This is a genomic window from Desulfobacter sp., from assembly GCA_028768525.1.
Classification (GTDB): domain Bacteria; phylum Desulfobacterota; class Desulfobacteria; order Desulfobacterales; family Desulfobacteraceae; genus Desulfobacter.
In genome coordinates this window covers 2,774,760-2,796,111 of the sequence record CP054837.1, presented here as the reverse complement: position 1 = coordinate 2,796,111, position 21,352 = coordinate 2,774,760, and the positions used below count along the sequence as shown (strand labels likewise).

The following is a 21,352-nucleotide window of genomic DNA, read 5'->3' as shown; positions in this document are numbered from 1 at the left end:
TTTAAGGTCCGGGAAAGATTTTTCCCGGGTTGAGCAGGTATTTAGGGTCCAGCATGGCTTTGAGCTGCCGGGCAAAATCCAAGGTGTCATCGTCCAGATTCAGCCCGATGAAATTCTTCTTTGCAATACCGATGCCGTGCTCGGCGGCAATCCGGCCGCCCAGGCCAACGGCAAGGGAGAAAATCTGACCGCGGATGTCGGTTTCACGGGACGGGGAGAGCGGCGCATTCGTGCCTGTGGCACTGAGGTGGATGTTGCCGTCGCCGTAATGGCCGAAGCAGGGAATGATGAGCCCCTCTTTTTCGGCCAGCCGGTTCAGTGACGCCAGCATCTCAGGTATGGCGGCGGGGGGGACGGATATGTCCTCTTCCATCCAGTGGTTGCTGATAAAGGCAAGGGCGCCGTGGATGGAACGGCGGACATGCCAGAGGTTGTCCCTGTCCCCACGGCGATGGGCCCGGCCCAGGCTGAGCATGCCCATTGATTCACAGATGTTGCTGATACTCCCGGCATCTTCTTCCACCTGGGATGCTTTACCGTCAACTTCCACCAGGAGCATGGCCCGGGTCTTTTCATGGATGAACTCCCGGCTCGCTTCCATGAGCCCGGCTTTTTTAACCGCCTCAAGGCAGGTGCCGTCAATGAATTCCAGGGTGCTTGGGATGACTCCGGCCTTGAAAATTTCGGGTACGGCCCGGCCGGCCGCTTCCATACTGTCAAAGCAGGCGGCCAGGGTGCGGACGGTTTCTGGCCGCGGAACCAGCTTGACAATGGCCTTGGTGATGACGCCCAGAGTGCCTTCCGAGCCGATGAACAGTTCGGTCATGGAGTAGCCGGCCACGTCCTTGATACATTTTGACCCCAGATTGAGGATACGGCCGTCGGGGAGGACCACTTCAAGTCCCATGACATAGGCTTTGGTCACGCCGTATTTGACGGCCCGCATGCCCCCGGCGTTTTCCGCTATATTGCCCCCTATAGTGGAGATGTCCTGGCTGGCCGGGTCCGGGGGATAGAAAAGACCCTGTTCCCCGGCAGCGGCCTGGAGTTCTGCGGTGACCACGCCGGTTTCCACCACGGCGCAGAGGTTCTGGGTGTCCAGTTCCAGGATGCGGTTCATCCGGGCCAGGGAGAGGATGATGCTGCCTGTGGCGGGCACTGCCCCGCCGGTGAGGCCGGAACCTGCCCCCCTGGGGACGACTGGGATTTCATTGGCCCGGGCATAGGCCATGACCCGGGAGACCTCCTGTGTTGATTCCGGGAATACCACGGCCAGGGGGCACCCGCCCCTGTCGTGGCCGGCATCAAATGAATAGCAGGCCGTGTCCTCGGGGGCGGTCAGGCATTTATCCGCGCCCAGAAGCGTTTCCAGTTCTTTTACCATGGCAGCGGGCCTAGTGGACCTCTGCCTTGAAATCCAGCCCCGGTACGGCCAGCTTTTTCTGCACAAAGTGGAGGGCGAGACTCATGAGTCCCACCAGTACCAGGTAGATAATGGCCACCAGGATATAGGTCTGGATGGGGGCGAAATGTTCACTGGACAGCATTTTTGCCCGGCCCATGAGGTCGGGGACGGCAATGAGAAAGATTACGGCCGTGTATTTGATCATGGCGATGAATTCGTTGGACCAGGCCGGGATGACCAGACGGACGGCCTGGGGCAGGACAATGTGGCGGATGCCTGCCAGCCGGCTCATGCCGATGGCCCGTGCCGCCTTCATCTGGCCCTTGGAGACGGAGAGGATGGCCCCCCTGAAATATTCGCACTGGTAGGCGGCGCTGTTGCAGCCCAGGGTTAGGAAGGCCGCGCCCATGCGGGAAAAGGAGATTCCGATCTCGGGCAGGCCGTAATAGACCACAAAGAGCTGGACCAGGAGCGGGGTGCCCCTGAAAAGGGTGAGGTAGGCGGTGCAGAAGGGCTGCAGCCCTTTGGCGCCGTATACCCGGACCAGGGCCATGGGCATGCCGATGACCAGGCCGATGACCAGGGAGCCCAGGGTGACCTCCAGGGTGATCAGGGTGCCCTGGAGCATGTCCGGCAGGGCAATGGCGGCATATTGAAGAAATTCGTTCATGGCGCTTTTACACCCCTTCCATCCGGTTGATCACGGAAAGAAAGGCCCGAGTCCGTTCCGATCTGGGGGTGTTGAAGACCTGGTCCGGTGTGCCCTGTTCTTCGATATATCCGTTTTCCATGAAGATGACCTGGTCGGCCACCTCCCTGGCAAAGCCCATCTCATGGGAGACAATGACCATGGTCATGCCGTCGGCGGCAAGCTTTTGCATGACGGCCAGGACCTCGCCGGTGAGTTCAGGGTCCAGGGCGGAGGTGGGTTCGTCAAAGAGCATGACCTTGGGATTCATCCCCAGGGCCCTGGCAATACCCACCCGCTGTTTCTGGCCCCCGGAAAGCTGGGCGGGGAATTTGTCCGCATGGTCGGCCATACCCACCCGGGCAAGCTCTTCCATGGCTTTTTGTTTGGCCTGGGCCGCCGGGATTTTCAATACCTTGGTCATTCCGATGGTGACATTGTTCAGCACGTTGAGGTGGTTGAACAGGTTGAATTCCTGGAAGACCATGCCCATCTGGCGGCGGACCAGATCTTCATTCATGCCCGGCGCGGTGATCTCCGTGTCTTCCAGGAAAATCTTGCCGGAACTGGGTTTGTGCAGCAGATTCAGGCATTGGAGCATGGTGCTTTTGCCCGTGCCCGAGGTCCCGATGACCACGATGACCTCCGAGGGCATGACCTCGAAACTGACCCCTTTGATGACCTCGGCATCCCCAAAGGATTTTTTCAGGTTTTGGATTCTAAGCAGGGGTTTTTTCATAATTACTTCCTTAACAATAAATACCGTAAAATTATGGTGCCTTAAAAATTTACGGCGAATTTTTTTTCAACCGCCTCCAGCATTTTGCTCAAGGTAAGTGTCATGGCCATGTAAAAAACAGCGGCGCAGCCGAAGGCCAGAAGGGGTTCCATGGTGGAGGCGGAGGCGTACTGGGCCCGGCGCAATAATTCAGGTACGCCGATGACAAATACCAGGGAGGAATCCTTGAGCACCAGGGAGATTTCATTGATCAGGGAGGGGATGGCCACCCTGAAGGCCTGGGGCAGGATGATGCAGCGGATGGCCTGGCCCCGGCCCATGCCGATGCCCCGCGCCGCCCGCATCTGTCCCGGTGGGATGGATAGAATGGCGCCCCTGAAGATTTCCGTCTGGTATGCACCCGAGGCAAATCCCAGGGCAAAGGCCCCGGACATGAAGGGGGTGAGATCAATGAATTCGGAAATCACAAAAAAGAGGATAAAAATGATGACGATCACCGGCACTGCACGGATGACAATACTATATGTCGTACCGACGGTCTTTGCGACGGGGCCGCCGTAGACCCGCATCACGGCCATGACCGCACCGAATAGGCAGCCGATGGCCAGGGCGATGGCCGTGACGGAAATGGTCACGCCCAGGCCCGGGATGAGGAATTTCATCATATTGGCTGCACTGGTTATAAATTCCATAACGTATGTCCTATTACATAAACACGCAAAAAGGAGGGTGAATGAGATCACCCTCCTTTTTAAAACACAATCGGGAAAAAATTACAAAAGGTTGTATTTTTTCGTAAGTTTGTCCATGGTGCCGTCGGCTTTGAGTGCTTCGATGGCCTTGTTAATTTCGTCCAGCAGTGCTTTGTTGCCCTTGGTTACCGCCAGGCTCTGGCCGCCGGCAATGGCTTCCTTGGAGATCAGGGCGATTTTCAGGCCGTTTTTCTTGGCCAGCTCGGTGGCGGGATCGGACTGGATGTGCAGCACGTCGATACGGCCGGCTTTCAGGTCCATGGCGGCATTGTCCACCCGTTCATAGGAAAAATAGTTTTCCTTGGGCAGTTTGCCGGTTTTCACCAGGTTGTCCATGATCCATTTTTCCTGGATGGTGCCGGTCTGCCCGCCTACCTTGTAGGCGGCCTGGTCATATACGGATGTCAGTTTGATGTCAGAACCATTTTTTACCAGCAGGGCATCGGCAATGGTGCGGTATACGGTTGAAAAATCAACCTTTTTGGCTCTTTCGGGGGTGGCCTGCATGGCAGCGATGACCACGTCGATCTTTTCTTTCTGCAGGGCGGCGATCAGGGTGTCGAAACCCATGTCCACAATTTTGATCTTTTTGCCCATTTTTTCACCGATGGCACGGACCAGGTCCATGTCGAACCCCACAAAGTTGCCAGAGGCGTCGGTGAATTCATAGGGAGGGTAATCCGCAGAGGTGCCGACAACAATTTTGTCGGCGGCAGTTGCGTTCACTGCCAGACAGAGGCCTAAAGCCAATACCAGACTTACAATTTTTTTCATCAGTGTTCTCCAGATAAAATTTAAGTTAAACCGACAGGAGTTTATCAAATTCCTGCAAAAAAGCCAGATTATCTTCACGGGTGCCCAGGGACATCCTGAAATATTCGGGAACGCCAAAGGCCGTGCCGGGCCTGACAATGAAGCCTTTGGGCAGCAATGCCTTAAAAATGTCCACCCCGTTTTTTTTCAGCGCCGCCGGCAGTTTGACAAAGAGGAAACTGGCCTGGGAGGGCGGCACCTCCATGCCCCGTTTCACCAGTTCCTGGTGCATGAATTCGCGTTCCCGCACCACCAGGTCCACATGGTTCCGGGCAAAGACCTGCTCATCCAGCATGTATTCGGCTGCGGCCAGGGCCTGGAAGTTTACGTTAAAGGGGAGTTTGACATTGTTGACCAGGTCGATGACCCCGGGCTGGGCAACAATATAACCCACACGGAATCCGGCCAGGCCGTATGCCTTGGAAAAGGTGCGCAGCCCGATGATCCTGGGATCGGTGCCCAGGTAATCCTCTGTATGGGCCGCTTCGGGATCGGTGACAAATTCGGCATAGGCCTCGTCCAGGACCACCATGATATTTTGGGGCAGCCGGGCCAGGAAATCGTCCAGTTCCGCCTTTTTCAGCAGGTCCCCGGTGGGGTTGGAGGGGGAACAGAGCCAGACCAGTTTGACCCGGTCATGGGTGGCGCAGGCGTCCAAAACTGCCTCCAGATCAATGCGGCAGCCTTTGAGCGGCAGGCAGATCTCCCGGGCGCCCATGAGCCGGGTGGCCACGGAATAGGCATCGAAAATGGGGGTGGGAATGATGGCGCCATCCCCGTGGTTCAAAAAGATCTGTGCAACCAGGCGGATGCATTCTTCCGCCCCGTTGCCGAAGATCAGGTTGGTTTCCCCCAGGTTTAATTTTGCCGCCACCTTGGCCCGCAGCCTGCGGCAGAGGGCGTCCGGGTAACGGTTGCCGGCGTTCACCGAGCCGGCCAGGGTCTTGGCCAGCCCCGGGGGCAGATCAAAGGGGCATTCATTGGATGACAGTTTTACCACACGGCCCAGGCCGAATTCTTCACGGACTTCAAGAATGGGTTTGCCCGGGATATAAGGGGCCATTTCCGCAACATGTTCCCTGGCAAGGGAAGGGAAATCAAAGGGTGGTTTTTTTTGTTCCGTCATGGGTTTTTATATCCTGCAACAGTTAAAATAAGGCCCTGATATACAACCAAAAGCAGGTATTGTCCAGATAATTGTAATCTGCCGGAATAAAGAAACCTTTGACTCTATCCGGTTTTTCTATATAAGCTAAACAATTCATCCTTAATTTTGTGGAGGGACCGGCATGGTGGCCAGGAAAGAATTCCGGCAGATGGCAAAAACATTCATGGAGGTGATTCATTCGGAGACCGGGTATGATGTGGTGATTTACGACAGGGCGGGGCGGATTGTCCAGGCCACGGACGGATCCCGGGTGGGGCATATACACGCCGGCGCCGCAGAGATGATTCAAAAAGAGGAAAGCGAAATTTCCATTACAGCCGAACAGGCCCGTGACAATGCCATGGTCCGGGAGGGGTACAGCCGCAGAATCGTCATCGACGGAAAAATTCTCGGGGGCTTCGGCATTACAGGCCCGCTGACGGTCACCCGGCCCCTGGGGCGGATTTCGGCAAAAATTCTTGAGTCCTGGATTGATGAATTTATCCTCTACACTGAACTGGAAAACCGGGTGAAGGAACGAACCCTGATCCTGAACCAGGAAATTGAAGCAAAAAAGGCGGTGGAAAAGGTGCTCCGGGAGAATCAGGCCCGGTTTGAGGCCTTTACCCGGGCGATTCCAGATATCCTGTTCGTATTTGACGAGGACGGCCGCTATGTGGAAATTTTCACGGCCTCCGATGACCTGCTGGTGATTGATCCGGAGGATTTAAAGGGAAAACTTATCCAGGATGTCCTGCCCCAGGACGCGGCCCGGATCCACCATGAGTCCATCCGGAAAGTGGCAAAAACCGGCAAGGGACAGTTCTTTGAGTATAAACTGAAAGTGCCCAAGGGGCTTCGATGGTTTGAGAGCCGGACCGCCCTGATACGGGGCATTGATGACGGGAAACGGCTGATTGCTTCTTCGGTCAGGGATATTACCCGGCGAAAAAGGGCTGAAACAGAGGTCCGTGAAAAGGCAAAGCTTGATGTGGTCATTGAAACGGCCGGGGGAGTCTGCCATGAATTCAACCAGCCCCTGCAGATCATCGCTGGCGCCTGCGACCTGCTGACCACCTATCCGGATCTGGATCCCGAAATCACCCGGATTATTGCTAAGATTTCCGACCAGGTCGAGCGAATGGGAAAACTGAATAAGAATCTCATGAACATCACGGCCTACAAAACAAAAGCGTATATGGAATCCAAGATTATCGACATTCAAAAATCAATCAAAGAATAGGGCTTATGAAAATTCTGATCACAAATGACGACGGGTACCGGGCACCGGGCATCCTGGCCCTGTACCGGGCGCTGGCCCGGGACCATGAGGTGGTCCTGGCGGCACCGGACCGGGAGCGCAGCGCCATCGGCCACGGCATCACCCTGAACCGGCCTTTAAAGTATGACCGGGTGGACCTCAACGGCGGGGGCAGCGGATACGCGGTGGCGGGTACGCCGGCGGACTGCGTCAAACTGGCATTGTTCGAATTTTATAAGGAGGGCTCCCCGGACCTGGTGGTGTCGGGGGTCAATGCCGGCTCCAACACCGGCATCAACATCAACTATTCGGGTACGGCCGGGGCGGCCAGGGAGGCGGCCCTGAACGGGATCACCGCCATTGCGGTATCCATCCAGTACGGGGATGTCATGGATTTTAAAGGCACGGCCGGTTATGTGGCATCCATGGCGGACAAGGTCTGCACCATGGGGCTGCCCCCGGGTGTATTTCTCAATATTAACGTACCCTGTCTCCCCCTGGGCGACACCCGGGGCGCCCGCGTCACCCGCCAGGCCGACAATAACCTGGCCGTGGAACTTGACCGGAGGACGGATCCCAGGGGACGGACTTATTTCTGGTACGGCGGGATGCTCCCGGTCCGGCCGGAAAACGATACGGATAACGATGCCCTGCTGGACAGCTATATTTCCATCACCCCCATTCAATGCGATATGACCGCTTACCCGGTCATGGCTGAACTTGAACAAACCGGATTCTGATAACATGACGACTAAATTCAACTCCCCGCGGGTTTCCCTGATCGCCTTTGCCCATTTTGCCCATGATCTGTACACCAGTTTCCTTTCTCCCCTGATGCCCCTGATCATTGAAAAACTTTCCCTGACCCTTAGCCAGGCAGGGCTGCTTTCCACGGTGATGCAGATTCCGGCGCTGGCCAATCCCTTTATCGGGCTTTTTGCCGACAACCGGGGACTGGCCCGGTGGCTGGTTATCCTTGCCCCCACGCTGACGGCCCTTCCCATGAGTTTTATGGGGCTGGCCCCCTCCTACGGGACGCTGCTGGTCCTGGTCTTTTTTGCCGGGATTTCCGTGGCCCTGTTCCATGTGCCGGCACCGGTGCTGGTGGCCCGGTATTCCGGTAATTTCAAGGGCCGGGGCATGGCCTTTTTCATGACCGGCGGGGAACTGGCCCGGACCCTGGGGCCCATGATCGCCGTGGCGGCCGTCTCCCTTTTGGGACTGCCCAACTTCCATTTTGTACTGGTACTGGCCCTGGTCACCTCGGTGATGCTGTTTCTGACCCTGGAACCGGCCGGGGAACAGACCTCTCTGAAGCGGCGGGGGTCTTTAAAGGCGGCCTATAAGGAAATTCGCCATGTGCTGGATCCCCTTACCGGAATTCTGGCAGCCCGGGCCTTTATGCACGGCTCCATGGGGATGTTCCTCACGGTGTACGTGGAGCAGCATACGGGCAGCCTCTGGCTGGGCGGGGCGGCACTGGCCCTGTATGAAGCCCTGGGGGTGGCCGGGATTCTCTCCGCCGGCACCCTTTCCGACCGCCTGGGACGGCAGCGGGTGCTCTTCTGGGCCCTGGTCACGGCGCCGACGGCCATTTTATTATTTGTATTAACCTCAGGGTTATTTCAGGTGCTCATGCTGCTGCTGACCGGGTTTGCCGTGCTCTCCACCACCCCTGTGATGCTGGCCCTGATCCAGGAGAACGCCCCGGAGAATCCGTCGGCGGCCAACGGACTGTTTATGATGGTCTCCTTTGCCGTGCGGTCCCTGGCCGTTGTGCTGGCAGGGGCCCTGGGGGATGCCTTCGGCCTGGACAATATGTTTATTATCTCGGCTGTGGCAGGGTTTGGCGCACTGCCCTTTTTGCTGAAACTTAAGAAAATAACAAAATAATACTGGAGAATACCATGTTGAATACCAATAAGGATAAAGTGGTGGAAATGTTCCTGGCCTGCAAGCCGGGCATGCCCCGTGTGGGCCTGGGCTGGAAGGTGGATCACCAGGGGGCGCCGTTCCTGCTGCCCGGCATCGGCGGCATTACCCTGAATGTGCAGGCGGGAGACCCGGCTTTCGGCCTGGCAGGGGACCATATCGAACCCGGGGTCTCCTGTACGGCCAATGCGGAAAAACCCAATGATTTTCCCAACAACTCCCTTCAGATTCTTTCCTGCGTGGGCAATGAGGCCCGCATCGTCTCCGGGGAGGCTGAAGGGGAGACCGGCGTGGTCATCGGCCACCACGGGGGATCGGAGCATATCATCGTGGATTTCCCCAGGGCCGTTAAAGAAAAAATGACCTACGAAGATAAAATTCTTATCCGGGCCAAAGGCCAGGGCCTGGCCCTCACCGATTACCCGGAGGTCAAACTCTTCAATCTGGATCCTGATCTTTTGGAGAAAATGAAAATAGAGGAAACCGGCAGCGGCACCCTGAAAGTGCCGGTGACCACAACGGTACCGGCGCCCTGCATGGGATCCGGGGTGGGCCGGGCCCATGTGGGGGCCGGGGATTATGATGTGATGACCTCGGATCCGGACACGGTGAAAAAATACAAACTGGACAGGATGCGGTTCGGGGATTTCGTGGCCCTGATGGACCATGACAACTCATACGGCCGGGCGTTTGTCCAGGGGGCCGTGAGCATCGGCATTGTGGTCCATTCCGACTGCAGGCTGGCCGGCCACGGACCGGGCATCTCCACCCTTATGACCTGCCCCAAAGCCCTTATTGAGCCGGTGATCGATCCCGGCGCCAATATCGCCGACCGGCTGGGCATCGGCTCTGCCCGGACGGACGGGTAACCCAGTGGCAGCCGGACCGGTCGCCTTAATCTACCTGATCTGGGGGGCGGTGTGCTCAGGGCTTTACCTGGCATGGGGCATGCTGCCTGCCGAAGTTCCCAGGGGATTTGACTACCTTTCCATCTGTATCTGCCTCTATGCCGCCGTCATGGTCACCGAGGTATATCTGGTCCGGCTGGAACCCAGATTCAGGGCCCGCCATTCCCTTCGCATGGCCTGGCTGGCGGCCGTGGTTCTGGTGTTTCTGGGCGGTTATCTCTTTACCGCCCTGACCGGATACCGGTCCAACCTGTTGTTCGGCATCCTGACCATCACCCTGATTTTTTTTGCCTGCATTCTGGGCGGCTGGCTGGCCAGCCACCTGAAGCGGCCTGCAGAGATCGTGGCTGTTGGGGTTACTGCCGGGCTGGCGGATATGTTCAGCGTATTCAAGGGGCCCACCAAGGTGCTTTCCCAGAGTATCGCGGGCTATTATGAAGGGGGAATGCAGGGCTTTCCCCCCTTTGTTGACTTTGTCCTGGTCAAGGTGCCCATGCCGGGCCAGAAGGCGTTTATGCCCCTGTTCGGCATTACCGACTGGATTCTGCTGGCCTTTCTGGCCGCGGCAGCCTGCAAGTTTAAGCTGAACGACAACCTGCTGGGCGGGAGCAGAACCTGGGATTCACCCAAATTTTTTCTCCTCCCCGCCGCCTGTGTCGGGCTGGCCGCCGCCATTCTTCTGGCCCGGGAAACCCGCATTTTCTTACCGGCGCTTCCCTTTGCCGTTACTGTCTACCTCTGCTTCATGATGGTCAGATATCCCCAGATGAGACAGATGAAAAAGGCGGAAATTTTACCCATGGTCGGCGTCTCTGCACTTCTGATTTCACTAATGATTTTTCTTTAACCATTTTAAAATGGTTAAAATCCTGGTATAAAAGACGGTTACAAAAATATACGAAATCAAGGAAGAACAGTGAATATAGAAAAAAGAGCGATCCTTCAGAAGGGAAGAGGGAAGACCCGCAAGCTGGCCAAGCTTGAATATATCTATGAGCGGGAATCCCGGTATTTCGCCCAGGTGGCGGAGAGTGTCAAGGAACTTGCCTTAAAGGAATTGGAAGAGTTGGGGGCAACGGCTCTCAAACCGGTGTTCCGGGGGATCTGGTTTAAAGCGGACAGGGCGGTGTTCTATAAAATCGTCTACCAGGCCCGGTTGATTTCACGGGTGCTGGCACCATTGGCTGAGTTTGAGTGCAAAGACAAGGATGAGCTGTACAAGGCCGCCAAAAAGATCCGGTGGGAAGAGTTCCTTACCCCCAAAAAGACGTTTTCCATCACGGCCAATGTCTCGGAATCCGAGATTACCCACTCCAATTTTGCAGGGCTGCGGGTCAAGGATGCCATTGCCGATTATTTTCGGGACCGGACCAATAGGCGGCCTTCGGTGAATGCCGAGGATCCCTGGATCACTTTCAACGTCCATATCCACAGGGACCGGGCAACCATTTCCGTGGATGTCTCCGGCGGGCCTCTGCACAAACGGGGATACCGTGAAGCCTCTGTATCCGCTCCCATGCAGGAAACCGTTGCCGCGGCCGTCATCCGGCTCAGCGGGTGGAACGGGGAACGGCCCCTGTACGATCCCATGTGCGGTTCAGGCACCCTGCTCTGCGAAGCCCTGATGCATTACTGCCGGATTCCGGCCCAGGTTTTCAGGGAAAAATTCGGGATGGAAAGGCTGCCGGATTTCAGCGCCCGGGAATGGAAACGGGTCAAAGATGCGGCTGAGGAGAATATCCGGCCCCTGCCCCGGGACCTGATCCAGGGGAGCGATATCTCCGAAAAGTCCGTGGAAGCCGTTCAGACCAACCTCATGGGAATGCATTTCGGCGGGGATATTCCCATCTGGCTGTCCGATTTCCGGGAACTGGATCCCATTGAAGATGCCGTCATCGTCACCAATCCCCCCTACGGCATCCGCATGGGCAAGGACCTGGATATGAATCAATTCTACAAGGACCTGGGTACCTTCTTCAAAGAAAAGTGCAGGGGCTGCACCGCCTATGTCTACTTCGGAGACCCCAAGTTCATCAAAAAAGTCCCCCTGGCCCCTTCCTGGAAACGGCCTTTGAAAATCGGCGGACTTGAGGGCAAGCTGGTTAAGTACGACCTGTATTGATCCCATTGAAAATACGGAGCTGAGATGGAAGATCCCGGAGCAAAGACCTCAAATTACACCTGCAACGATTACCGTGCCGAAATGATCCTGCTGGGCCTGCAAAAACAGCTGTCCCGGCCGGATCTGGCTCCTGAAGAGAAGAATGCCCTGCTCCGGCGGATTGCCGAAGTGGAAAAAGAGATGGGCATGGACTGAAGCCCCCCATAGCGGCTGGCGTAATTTTTTCAGACATTCAGGAACCCTTGGATATGGTAAGAGACAAGTGGATAGAGATTGTCATATCGATTATTTTTTTAATCGGCGGCATACTGCTTGTAACTGTGGGGATGTCGCAGGGATGGAAAGGCATCCTTGCCCTGACCTGGGATAAACACCCGGGGAAAATTACCTATGCCCATATCAACAATTTTCGTCCGGCCGGGGAGCGTTCAAAGAGTGGGTATCGGGTGGAATTTCACTTCAGTTATCGCGTCAACCGTTATTCGTTCAATGGTAAACTATTATATCCGGGATATGATTATAACGGCAGCCGTGAAGGCGCTGAAAAGTGGCTCAATAAGTTTCCCAAAAAAAAGGCCGTGGAGGTTTATGTGAATCCGGAGAAACCCCAGGAGGCAATGCTGGCCCCGGGACTGCACCTTGAATATATCGGCCGGCCCTTAAGCGGAATTGCAATGGTGATTTTGAGTCTGTTCCTTTTATCGAGACGTTTCCGAAAAAATTAAAAAAACAGAAAAATTCTGTACTGGCGCATTGAGTTCAGGTTGCCGGGCGGGGAGGGCGATCAGGTGTTTTTCTTCCTTCTGTGCCGTTGAATTTGTGACCGCCTGCGGGTTTGACACGGCCGGGAAAATCCGGTTATATTGAATAACCACGATGACCCAAAGCCCGGGGCAATCCATGAAATTAGAAGAAACCATCGCAGATGCACCGTCCATCAAGATGTATCACGAACTCATGGCCAACAAGGTGGAGAATATCCTGCTTGTGGCCAGCCCCTACGATGCGTTTATCATGGAGGAAGAAGGAAGACTCTCCACTAGAATCATCAACGAATACAAAGGGCTGAACCTGTCTAAACCCCCCCGTCTGTCCTGGGTTTCTTCGGCCAAAGACGCCTTTGAACGGCTTGAGAAGAAAAATTTTGATTTGATTCTGGCCATGCCCAGCCTGGCGGGAATGGATGTCTATACCTTCGGGGAAACTGTTAAAAAAAGATATTCGGACCTGCCTTTTTATCTGCTGCTTCACAACACCAGCGATGTAAACCAGTATGCCTGCGCCGGCCCGGACTCCGCCGTGGACCGTACCTATATCTGGGGCGGGAATGCCGACCTGCTGCTGGCCATCATCAAAAATTTCGAAGACGAGATGAATGTGGCCTATGACACGGAACGTGCAAAGGTCAGGGTGATCATCATGGTGGAGGATTCCCCCTACCATTACTCTTCTTTTCTGCCCCTGCTGTATAAGCAGATCGTGCTTCAGACCCAGTCGGTGATGGACGAATCCATCAATGAGGAGCACCGGCTTATGAAAATGCGGGGCCGGCCAAAGGTCCTGGTGGCCCATAACTATGAACAGGCCCTTGCCCTCTACGAAAGGTACAAGCCCTATGTGCTTTCGGTATTCTCCGATATGCGCTACCCAAAAGGATGCGCCGAGGATCCCAATGCCGGCCAGAAGCTTTTGACCCGGATCAAATCGGAAATTCCGGACCTGCCCGTGCTGATCCTCAGTACGGAAGAGAAAAACCGGGAGCTGGTAAAATCCATTCCCGCCACTTTTATCAACAAGAATTCCAATAATCTCCATGACCAGATCAAAAGTTTTTTTGTGACCAGCCTGGGGTTCGGCGCCTTTATTTTCCGTATGCCCGACGGCGAAGAAATCGCCAGAGCCTCGGATCTTCGGGCCGTGGAAAAACTGCTCATGGAAATCCCGGACGAATCCGTTCTCAGCCATGCCCGTAGAAATGATTTTTCAAGATGGCTGATGGCACGCAATGAGATTGATTTTGCCCTGGGCCTTAAACCCTATACCATTGACGATTTCAGTGATGCCGCAGAATTGAAGCGGTTTCTCATGGACAGCATCCGGGCCCGGCGCAGGGACACCCGGCAGGGCCGTGTCATCGATTTTGATTCCGATAAATTCGACCCCCATACCAATTTTATGAAAATCGGCACCGGATCCCTGGGGGGGAAGGCCAGGGGACTGGCTTTCATGGCCCACCAGCTCAGGAGGGACCCCTCCCTGGCCCGGCGGTTCCCGGACGTGGATATTACCATTCCCCAGACCTTTGTCATTGCGACGGACGGGTTCAAGGAGTTTATAGAGAAAAACAACCTGGCCCGGCTTCTGGAGGCCAAAGAGGAGATGGAAGACCATGAGGTGGCCACCCAGTTCCTTTGCGCCCAATTGCCGGAACTGCTCAGAAATAACCTTTTTGCGTACATCCGCAATGTCCGCTATCCCATTGCGGTGCGGTCCTCCTCCCTGTTTGAAGATGCCCATTACCAGCCCTTTGCCGGACTTTACAATACCTATATGCTTCCCAATACAGACCCCAGCCCGGAGCGGCGTCTGGAGCGGCTGATTATGGCCGTGAAGCTGGTTTATGCCTCCACATACATGAAGGCGCCCCGGTCCTATGCCCGGAGCACCATGCATAGGATTGAGGATGAGGAGATGGCCGTGGTGCTCCAGCAGCTCACGGGCATCAAGCACAAAAATTATTTTTATCCGGCCATTTCCGGGGTGGCCCAGTCCTATAATTTTTATCCCATCGGCCACCTTAAAGCCGAGGACGGAATTTCCCATATTGCCATGGGGCTGGGTAAAATCGTTATGGAGGGGGAGAAGACCCTGAGGGTCTGTCCGAAATACCCCCAGTTCCTGCCCCAGTTTTCCATTGTGGAGGATATTCTGGAAAATTCCCAAAAGCATTTTTATGCCCTGAAGCTCGATGAGTTTCCGGCCCATGAAAAGTTTGTGGGATCCAATGAAGATCCGACCCTGGCCCGGCTGGACTTCATGGATGCCAAGGACCATCCCGTGGTCCGTTCCCTGGCCTCCACCTTCCATATGCAGGATAACCGGATCAGGGATGCCTGGTCGGACAAGGGGTTTCCCGTGCTGACCTTTGCCAATGTGCTTAAATACGGGACCTTTCCCCTGGCTGATATTCTTGGGGAGGTGACGGCCATGGGGTCCCGGTGGATGGGAGCCTCCGTGGAAGTGGAGTTTGCCGTGAATCTGTCCCTGGACGGCCAACGGCGGCCGGAATTTTCCCTGCTTCAGATCCGGCCCATGGGACGGTACGCCCAGAACCTGAGGGTGAAAATCACAAAGGCAGAGATCACGCAGGCCTTCTGCTATTCCACCCTTTCCCTGGGCAACGGCGAATACAAAGATATCCATGACCTGGTCTATGTGGATCCAGACCGGTTTGATCCGGGGAAGACCGTGGACATTGCAGGCGAAATTAATAAGATCAATGCCGGTTTCAATATTTCTGGCAAAAAATACGTGCTCATCGGCCCGGGGCGCTGGGGCTCATCCGACCGGTGGCTGGGCATCCCCGTGGTCTGGAACGATATCTCCAATGTGGGGGTGATGGTGGAGACCACCATCGAAAGCATCAAGGCCGATCCCTCCCAGGGCTCCCATTTTTTTCAGAATATTACCTCCCTGGGTATTTCCTATATGACGGTGAGGGACCGTGGGGAGGATTTTATCGATTACGGATTTTTTTCCTGCCAGGAATGCACCACCCAGACCCGGTATCTGAAGCATATCCATTTCGACAGCCCCATTAAAATCCTGGTGGACGGCAAAACCGCCCAGGCCGTGATGCTGCCGGAGAGAACCGGGGACCGGGAGGATGTGATGGCCGATATCCCGGTAATAGATGATTGAGGACAATCAGATGAAGATACTCATCGTGGATGATGAAAAAATTTCCAGGAAAATCCTGATGTCAAAAATGAAAGCCCTGGGCACCTGCGTGGCCGTGGACAATTCCAGAAAGGCTCTGTCGGAAATGAAAGCGGCGGCCGCCAAGGGGGAGGCCTTTGACATCATTACCCTGGATGTCTCCATGCCGGGTATGGACGGTCCCCAGATGCTTAAGCACATCCGGCGTCAGGAGATAAAGGACAAGGTGCATAAGTCCGACCGGGTCCGGGTCCTCGTGGTCACGGCACGGATGAATATGAATACCATAAAGGCCTGCATCAAGCTGGGGTGCAGCGGCTATCTGACCAAACCGGTAAGCCGGGTGCAGCTGCTCCAGAATCTGGGTAAAATGGGGTTTGATACAAAGAAAGCATTGAAAGCCGAGGAGAAAGAGGTCTCCCATACCGCAGCCGTGGCCGATATCATTAACCGGTTTTATGCGGGAAAGATTGCCCTGCCCGTGTTCCCCAATATTGTACAGGAGGTGGAAACGCTTATTGCCGGTGAGGCACCGTCCATAGATGCCCTGGGTAAGATAGTGGAAAAGGATATCGTGATTTCCACAAAGTTGATCTCAATTGCCAACTCCCCCCTGTACAAGGGCATGGATACGGTGGCGAGCCTGAACGGGGCCCTGGTCAGGCTGGGCCTGAAAACCACCCGAACCGTGGTGACGGCAGTGGCGGCCAAAAATCTCTTTGATTCGGATAATGAGTCTTTGAAAAGGGAATTGGACCGGCTATGGCTTCATTCATTCGCTGTGGCCACCCTGTCCAAACACCTGGGGGAGGCGGCGGGCATCGAAAAAACAGAAAATCTGTTTCTCATGGGAATTGTCCACGATATCGGCAAAATGCTGCTCATGAAGGCCTTTGTTGATATGCATCCTGATAATTCCATCGCCCAAAAGGAGATCCAGCTGGCCATCCATGAAATCCACACCACCTTCGGGGCCGTTCTGATCAAAAAAATGCGGTTCCCCCAGTCCTTTGTACAGATGGCCGAATTCCACCACTGGAACCAGTATGAAAAAGATACGGAACCCGAATTGCTGGTCATCAGCCTGGCAGACCATTTGGCCCAAGCGCTGGGCTTCGGGGGGGTCACTGATGGGGACACCTCTGCCAAACAGGGGAAAGAAACGGGTGCAGGCGAGGCCTATTCTGGGGATGAGACCTGTGGCCGCAAGGCCATGGTGGAACGGATTGCGGCCCTTAGCGCCATCGTTCATCTCGGCCTGACCCCCGAGGTGGTGGTCACCATCGGGGAGAAGGTGGCCCCAACGATCAAAGAGTCGGCCCATGCCTTTTAATGCCTGCCTCAGTCTTATGCACCGGATCGTATGAATGCGAGACATACCCGGCCAACACAGATAAAAAAACTTGATCCTATCCGTACATTGGTGCTAACACTCGGGGGAACCGGCATAAACCACGAACCCGAGGATGACTCTCATGCGTTTTTTCCAGGATGGTGCAGGTTCAATTGATTCAACCCTTCCTTTTGTCACAACCATCGACTCCCATACCGAAGGTGAAGCCACCCGGCTCATTGTGGACGGTATCGGCGAACCGCCGGGCCGGACCATGATGGAGAAGCTGGCCTATTTTAAGGCACACCACGACCATGTCCGCTGTCTTCTGACCCGGGAACCCCGGGGATCAAGGGAAATCCTGGCGGCCCTGGTGACGGAGAATGTGACGCCGGATGCGGCATTCGGTTTGATTTACATGGATGCAAGACGGTATCCCTATCTTTGCGGGCACGCCACCATCGGTGCCGTGGTCAGCCTGGCCAGTACCGGATTTTTAAACCTGGATGAGGGCGAAAACCGGGTGCTTGTGGACACCCCTTCCGGTGTGATGGATGCCCGGGCCGAGGTTGAGGCCGGGCAGGTGGCGGGGGTGGCCGTCAATATGGTGCCTTCCTTTGTTCATGCCGCCGGTGAAACAGTGGATGTTTCAGGATTCGGGCAGGTTCCCCTGGATATTGTCTGCACCGGCGGGTTTTTTGCCATGGTGGACAGCGACCGCCTGGGCATCCCTCCGGTGATGGAAAACAAGGCCCGGCTGGTTGATCTGGGGATGAAGATTATTGATGCGGCCAATGCGCAGCTCTCTGTGGTCCATCCCCTGAATCCGGATGTGAATACGGTGGATGTCACGGAATTCTACACCTCCTGCAGCAATGGTGAATATCCCTGGGGCCGGGGGGTGGTGGTCTATGGTGAATCCCATATGGACCGGTCACCCTGCGGCACGGGGACGGCCGCTAAAATGGCGCTGCTCCACCATTATAAAAAAATAGACATGCACCAGCCCTATAAAAATCTGAGCCCCCTGGATACAGCCTTTGAGGCCGAACTGGTTGAAAAGACGAACATCGGCCGGACCACCGCCTATGTCACCCGCATCAAGGGCCGGGCATGGATCACCGGGCGCCATCATTTTTACCTCTCACCTTCCGACCCCTTTGAAAAAGGATATCTGATCTAATGCCTGATGTTCCGGAATATATACTCTACAATGCCAAACTCCACACATTGGATGACCGGTTTCCCTCTGCCACGGCCCTGGCCGTGAGCGCTTCCCGTATCACAGCCGTTGGCGGCGATGAAGAGATCCTTGCCAAGGCCTCACCGGATACCGTATCCCTTGATCTTGAAGGACGGCGGGTACTGCCCGGGTTCTGGGATACCCATTTCCATTTTTTCGACTGGGCCAAAAATCTTGACAGCCTTGAACTGGCGGGCCTTAAAAATTTTGACGGATTGATTGCCATGATCCGGGAACGGGCCCGGGAACGTGATCCGGGGGCATGGATCCTGGGCCAGGGGTTCAACGAATCGGATTGGCCGGAAAACCGGATACCCTCACGCCGGGATCTGGACCTTGCCGCGCCTGACCATCCGGTATGCATCTGGCGGTGTGACTGCCATCTGGCCGTGGCCAATTCCATGGCCCTGGCATCGGCGGGTATTGATAAGGCGTTTTCTCCGCCGGAAGGGGCAGTGATTGACCGGGACGGTTCAGGCGAGCCCACGGGTATTTTAAAGGAGCTTGCCCCCAACCTGGTCAGCAGCCGGGTGCCTGCGCTGACCGAAGCCGAGATCATGGACAATCTGACTGCGGCCACAAGCCGCCTCCACAGCCTGGGGCTCACTGCGGTACACGATATCCGGCTCATGGGCGGGGAGGACGGGGCCGAATCTCTGTCAATGCTCCAGCAATACCACGGGGCCGGGCGGCTCAAGCTGCGCTGCTTTGTCTCCCTGCCCGGAGAGCGTGTGGATGAGGCCTGTGATTTGGGGCTGACCACCGGATTCGGGGATGATTCCTTAAGGATCGGATGGGTGAAATTTTTTGCAGACGGCGGCATGGGGGCCCGTACCGGCTGGATGACCGAACCCTATCTGGATGCCGGGTGCGGGATGCCCCTGACCCCTGTGGAAGAGATCGAGCGGGGGGTGAAAAAGGCGGACCGTGCCGGGCTTTCCTGTATGGTCCACGCCATCGGCGACAGGGCCTGCAGGGAAATGATCGCCATGTTCAGCCGGGTGGAAGCGGCGGGCCGGAGCCGGTGCCGTCTCCCCCATCGCCTGGAGCATATTCAGATGATCCTGCCTGAGGACCTTGGAAAAATGGCCCAATTAAAGCGCCTGGCAGCTTCCTGCCAGCCCAATAACCTCAGCCTTGATATCTCCATGATTGACCAGTGTGCAGGGGAGCGGGGGAAATATGCCTATGCCCTGAGGCCGATTCTGGATACAGGGTTGCCTTTCATGCTCAGTTCCGATGCACCCGTGGCCGATCCCAGCCCCTTTGCCGGCATCTACTCGGCGGTGACCCGCAAGCGGATGGACAACACCCCGGCGGCGGGCTGGTATCCGGAACACCGGCTGACACTGGCTGAGGCGGTGAGCGCCTATACCCTGACCCCGGCCCAGGTCTCCGGCTGCGGCAGCACCCTGGGCTCCCTTTCCCCGGGCAAGTTTGCCGATCTGGTGGTGCTGGACAGGGATATCTTTGCCATTGACCCGGATGAACTGGCTGAGACCCGGGTGGAAATGACCATGTACAACGGGGAAATTGTCCATGGCGTCTGATACCTGTCAATACCTTGAAGCCATTTTCAGCCGTTCCGCCGACGGTCTGCTTATCTGCGACAGGCGGGGCCGGATTTTGAAAATGAACACTGCGGCCGAACGCCTCAACGGGATAAAGGCTGAGGAGGTCCTGGGAAAGGAAGTCAATACCCTGGTGCAGGAAGGGCAGATCAACCGGTCCGCCACCCAGGAGGTCCTGGAAACCCGGAGGCAGGTCAGTCTGGTGCAGACCACCCCCAGGTCCGGCTACACCCTGCTTGTTACCGGCACCCCGGTGTTTGACGATAACCATGAGATCGCCTTTGTGGTGGTCAATGAGCGGGATATTTCCCTGATTGAGGATATGCGCAGGGAACTGGCCCAGGTCCGCCAGGAATCCGAACGGATGAAAGAAGAACTGGCAGAGCTGGCCCTGATGGAACTAAGGGAAAACCGGATTGTGGCCCAGAGCGCCTCCATGAAGCGCACCCTTCATCTGTCCCTGAAACTGGCCCGCATTGATGCATCCAATATCCTGATCCAGGGGGAATCGGGTACGGGAAAGGGGTTGCTGGCAAAGTTTATCCATAAAAACGGGGTGAGAAATGATGCTCCCTTTATCCAGATCAATTGTGCGGCATTGCCTGAAAACCTGCTGGAAGCCGAGTTGTTCGGGTACAGCCGCGGGGCATTTACCGGGGCCAGGGAGAGCGGCAAGGCCGGCCTGTTTGAACTGGCCTCCGGCGGCACCCTTTTTTTGGATGAAATCGGGGAATTATCTCCGGGGGTCCAGGCCAAACTGTTGAAGTATCTGGATGACCACGAGGTCATGCCCGTGGGCGGCACCCGGGCCAAAATCATAGACTGCACCATTATTGCCGCCACCAACAGGGATCTGGAACGGCGGACCCGGTCCAAAAAATTCCGCCTGGACCTGCTCCATCGCCTCAATGCCTTTACCCTGGATATTCCGCCCCTGAGGGAGCGGCCTGAGGATATCCTGGAGCTTACGGCCCACTGCCTGAAACAATCCAACAAACGGTATAAACGGCGTACCCACATCGGCCGCAAAGGTTATGACGCCCTGAAATCCCATACCTTCCCCGGCAATGTCCGGGAATTGATCAATATCATCAAAGAGGCCGTTGTCATGTGCGACCGCCGGAGTCTGGATGAGTACCTGACAAATTCCCTCAGCCCGGCCTGCCCCCCTGTATCATCGGAGAGCGGCCCATCAGGGGAGAGCCTGCCTGAAAAATTATCCGCATTGGAACATGACCTGGTCGCAGGGGCGGCGGCCAGGTGCGCCACCACCCGGGAAGCCGCCGGGATGCTGGGGGTCAGCCAGCCCACTGTTGTCCGGAAGCTGAAAAAGTACGGCATTCAGATGGGGGAATAATGATTCAACATTGAATCGCTATTGTTGAAAACGTTTCCTAATCAGGCGTGTTCATCTTTTCTATCCATGATTCATAAATAAATCTATGTAAAAATTTAATTATTCCAGAATGTTGTGTGTGTTTCTGCGATTCATATTTGAA

The 21,352-nt window shown here is 55.8% G+C and carries 19 protein-coding genes; 13 read left to right on the top strand and 6 right to left on the bottom strand.

The window, feature by feature from the left end:
- Nucleotide 1: 1 nt before the first annotated feature.
- The 6 genes from HUN04_12720 to hisC all read right to left on the bottom strand — a co-directional run bounded on the left by HUN04_12720 (nucleotide 2) and on the right by hisC (nucleotide 5,523).
- Nucleotides 2-1,384, bottom strand: a complete 1,383-nt coding sequence (locus HUN04_12720) for an FAD-binding protein (protein ID WDP90507.1) — start codon at nucleotides 1,382-1,384, stop codon at nucleotides 2-4.
- Between the two features lie 10 nt (nucleotides 1,385-1,394).
- Nucleotides 1,395-2,075, bottom strand: a complete 681-nt coding sequence (locus HUN04_12715) for an amino acid ABC transporter permease (protein ID WDP90506.1) — start codon at nucleotides 2,073-2,075, stop codon at nucleotides 1,395-1,397.
- 7 nt (nucleotides 2,076-2,082) lie between these two features.
- Entirely contained in the window at nucleotides 2,083-2,820 is a 738-nt protein-coding gene (locus tag HUN04_12710; GenBank protein WDP93277.1) for an amino acid ABC transporter ATP-binding protein, read from the bottom strand.
- 53 nt (nucleotides 2,821-2,873) lie between these two features.
- Nucleotides 2,874-3,497, bottom strand: coding sequence for an amino acid ABC transporter permease (locus HUN04_12705; GenBank protein WDP93276.1), 624 nt, complete (start codon nucleotides 3,495-3,497; stop codon nucleotides 2,874-2,876).
- A gap of 108 nt (nucleotides 3,498-3,605) precedes the next feature.
- On the bottom strand, nucleotides 3,606-4,358 hold the full coding sequence (locus HUN04_12700) for an amino acid ABC transporter substrate-binding protein (GenBank protein ID WDP90505.1): 753 nt from the start codon (nucleotides 4,356-4,358) through the stop codon (nucleotides 3,606-3,608).
- Nucleotides 4,359-4,383: 25 nt separating this feature from the next.
- Complete coding sequence (gene hisC, locus HUN04_12695; protein WDP90504.1) at nucleotides 4,384-5,523, bottom strand: histidinol-phosphate transaminase; 1,140 nt, start codon at nucleotides 5,521-5,523, stop codon at nucleotides 4,384-4,386.
- 163 nt (nucleotides 5,524-5,686) lie between these two features.
- Here hisC and HUN04_12690 point away from each other — a divergent pair, with 163 nt between their 5' ends.
- From HUN04_12690 to HUN04_12630, 13 genes are all read left to right on the top strand, one after another.
- Nucleotides 5,687-6,787, top strand: coding sequence for a PAS domain-containing protein (locus tag HUN04_12690; GenBank protein ID WDP90503.1), 1,101 nt, complete (start codon nucleotides 5,687-5,689; stop codon nucleotides 6,785-6,787).
- Between the two features lie 5 nt (nucleotides 6,788-6,792).
- Nucleotides 6,793-7,545 (top strand): 5'/3'-nucleotidase SurE, encoded by a 753-nt coding sequence (gene surE / locus HUN04_12685; protein WDP90502.1) that lies wholly within the window; start codon nucleotides 6,793-6,795, stop codon nucleotides 7,543-7,545.
- 4 nt (nucleotides 7,546-7,549) lie between these two features.
- Complete coding sequence (locus HUN04_12680) at nucleotides 7,550-8,698, top strand: MFS transporter (GenBank protein WDP90501.1); 1,149 nt, start codon at nucleotides 7,550-7,552, stop codon at nucleotides 8,696-8,698.
- 14 nt (nucleotides 8,699-8,712) lie between these two features.
- Entirely contained in the window at nucleotides 8,713-9,606 is an 894-nt protein-coding gene (locus HUN04_12675; protein ID WDP90500.1) for a DUF4438 domain-containing protein, read from the top strand.
- A gap of 4 nt (nucleotides 9,607-9,610) precedes the next feature.
- On the top strand, nucleotides 9,611-10,492 hold the full coding sequence (locus tag HUN04_12670) for a hypothetical protein (protein WDP90499.1): 882 nt from the start codon (nucleotides 9,611-9,613) through the stop codon (nucleotides 10,490-10,492).
- 69 nt (nucleotides 10,493-10,561) lie between these two features.
- Nucleotides 10,562-11,767 (top strand): class I SAM-dependent RNA methyltransferase, encoded by a 1,206-nt coding sequence (locus HUN04_12665; GenBank protein ID WDP90498.1) that lies wholly within the window; start codon nucleotides 10,562-10,564, stop codon nucleotides 11,765-11,767.
- Between the two features lie 24 nt (nucleotides 11,768-11,791).
- A complete protein-coding gene (locus tag HUN04_12660; GenBank protein ID WDP90497.1) occupies nucleotides 11,792-11,962 on the top strand; it encodes a hypothetical protein in 171 nt (56 codons plus the stop codon).
- A 53-nt stretch (nucleotides 11,963-12,015) separates the two neighbouring features.
- Nucleotides 12,016-12,492: a DUF3592 domain-containing protein gene (locus HUN04_12655; GenBank protein WDP90496.1), complete on the top strand. Its 477-nt coding sequence runs from the start codon at nucleotides 12,016-12,018 to the stop codon at nucleotides 12,490-12,492.
- A gap of 175 nt (nucleotides 12,493-12,667) precedes the next feature.
- Nucleotides 12,668-15,688 carry a phosphoenolpyruvate synthase PpsA gene (locus HUN04_12650; GenBank protein ID WDP90495.1) on the top strand — a complete coding sequence of 1,007 codons (3,021 nt, stop codon included), beginning with the start codon at nucleotides 12,668-12,670 and terminating at the stop codon, nucleotides 15,686-15,688.
- A gap of 10 nt (nucleotides 15,689-15,698) precedes the next feature.
- Nucleotides 15,699-17,039: an HDOD domain-containing protein gene (locus HUN04_12645; protein WDP90494.1), complete on the top strand. Its 1,341-nt coding sequence runs from the start codon at nucleotides 15,699-15,701 to the stop codon at nucleotides 17,037-17,039.
- Between the two features lie 142 nt (nucleotides 17,040-17,181).
- On the top strand, nucleotides 17,182-18,222 hold the full coding sequence (locus HUN04_12640; GenBank protein WDP90493.1) for a proline racemase family protein: 1,041 nt from the start codon (nucleotides 17,182-17,184) through the stop codon (nucleotides 18,220-18,222).
- The gene (locus HUN04_12635; GenBank protein ID WDP90492.1) at nucleotides 18,222-19,832 is read left to right on the top strand and encodes an amidohydrolase; all 1,611 of its coding nucleotides are present in this window, start codon (nucleotides 18,222-18,224) and stop codon (nucleotides 19,830-19,832) included. Before HUN04_12640 ends, HUN04_12635 begins: the two co-directional genes overlap by 1 nt.
- Nucleotides 19,822-21,210 carry a sigma 54-interacting transcriptional regulator gene (locus HUN04_12630; GenBank protein WDP90491.1) on the top strand — a complete coding sequence of 463 codons (1,389 nt, stop codon included), beginning with the start codon at nucleotides 19,822-19,824 and terminating at the stop codon, nucleotides 21,208-21,210. The genes HUN04_12635 and HUN04_12630 overlap by 11 nt, the downstream gene beginning before the upstream one ends.
- Nucleotides 21,211-21,352: the final 142 nt, after the last annotated feature.

Bases quoted from the DNA above. Each gene is read 5' to 3' on its own strand.
- HUN04_12680 (WDP90501.1), top strand. From the start codon at position 7,550: ATGACGACTAAATTCAACTCCCCGCGGGTTTCCCTGATCGCCTTTGCC.
- HUN04_12675 (WDP90500.1), top strand. From the start codon at position 8,713: ATGTTGAATACCAATAAGGATAAAGTGGTGGAAATGTTCCTGGCCTGC.
- HUN04_12645 (WDP90494.1), top strand. From the start codon at position 15,699: ATGAAGATACTCATCGTGGATGATGAAAAAATTTCCAGGAAAATCCTG.
- HUN04_12630 (WDP90491.1), top strand. From the start codon at position 19,822: ATGGCGTCTGATACCTGTCAATACCTTGAAGCCATTTTCAGCCGTTCC.
- HUN04_12650 (WDP90495.1), top strand. From the start codon at position 12,668: ATGAAATTAGAAGAAACCATCGCAGATGCACCGTCCATCAAGATGTAT.
- HUN04_12715 (WDP90506.1), bottom strand. From the start codon at position 2,075: ATGAACGAATTTCTTCAATATGCCGCCATTGCCCTGCCGGACATGCTC.
- HUN04_12720 (WDP90507.1), bottom strand. From the start codon at position 1,384: ATGGTAAAAGAACTGGAAACGCTTCTGGGCGCGGATAAATGCCTGACC.
- HUN04_12635 (WDP90492.1), top strand. From the start codon at position 18,222: ATGCCTGATGTTCCGGAATATATACTCTACAATGCCAAACTCCACACA.
- surE (WDP90502.1), top strand. From the start codon at position 6,793: ATGAAAATTCTGATCACAAATGACGACGGGTACCGGGCACCGGGCATC.
- HUN04_12640 (WDP90493.1), top strand. From the start codon at position 17,182: ATGCGTTTTTTCCAGGATGGTGCAGGTTCAATTGATTCAACCCTTCCT.
- HUN04_12655 (WDP90496.1), top strand. From the start codon at position 12,016: ATGGTAAGAGACAAGTGGATAGAGATTGTCATATCGATTATTTTTTTA.
- HUN04_12660 (WDP90497.1), top strand. From the start codon at position 11,792: ATGGAAGATCCCGGAGCAAAGACCTCAAATTACACCTGCAACGATTAC.
- hisC (WDP90504.1), bottom strand. From the start codon at position 5,523: ATGACGGAACAAAAAAAACCACCCTTTGATTTCCCTTCCCTTGCCAGG.
- HUN04_12705 (WDP93276.1), bottom strand. From the start codon at position 3,497: ATGATGAAATTCCTCATCCCGGGCCTGGGCGTGACCATTTCCGTCACG.
- HUN04_12700 (WDP90505.1), bottom strand. From the start codon at position 4,358: ATGAAAAAAATTGTAAGTCTGGTATTGGCTTTAGGCCTCTGTCTGGCA.
- HUN04_12690 (WDP90503.1), top strand. From the start codon at position 5,687: ATGGTGGCCAGGAAAGAATTCCGGCAGATGGCAAAAACATTCATGGAG.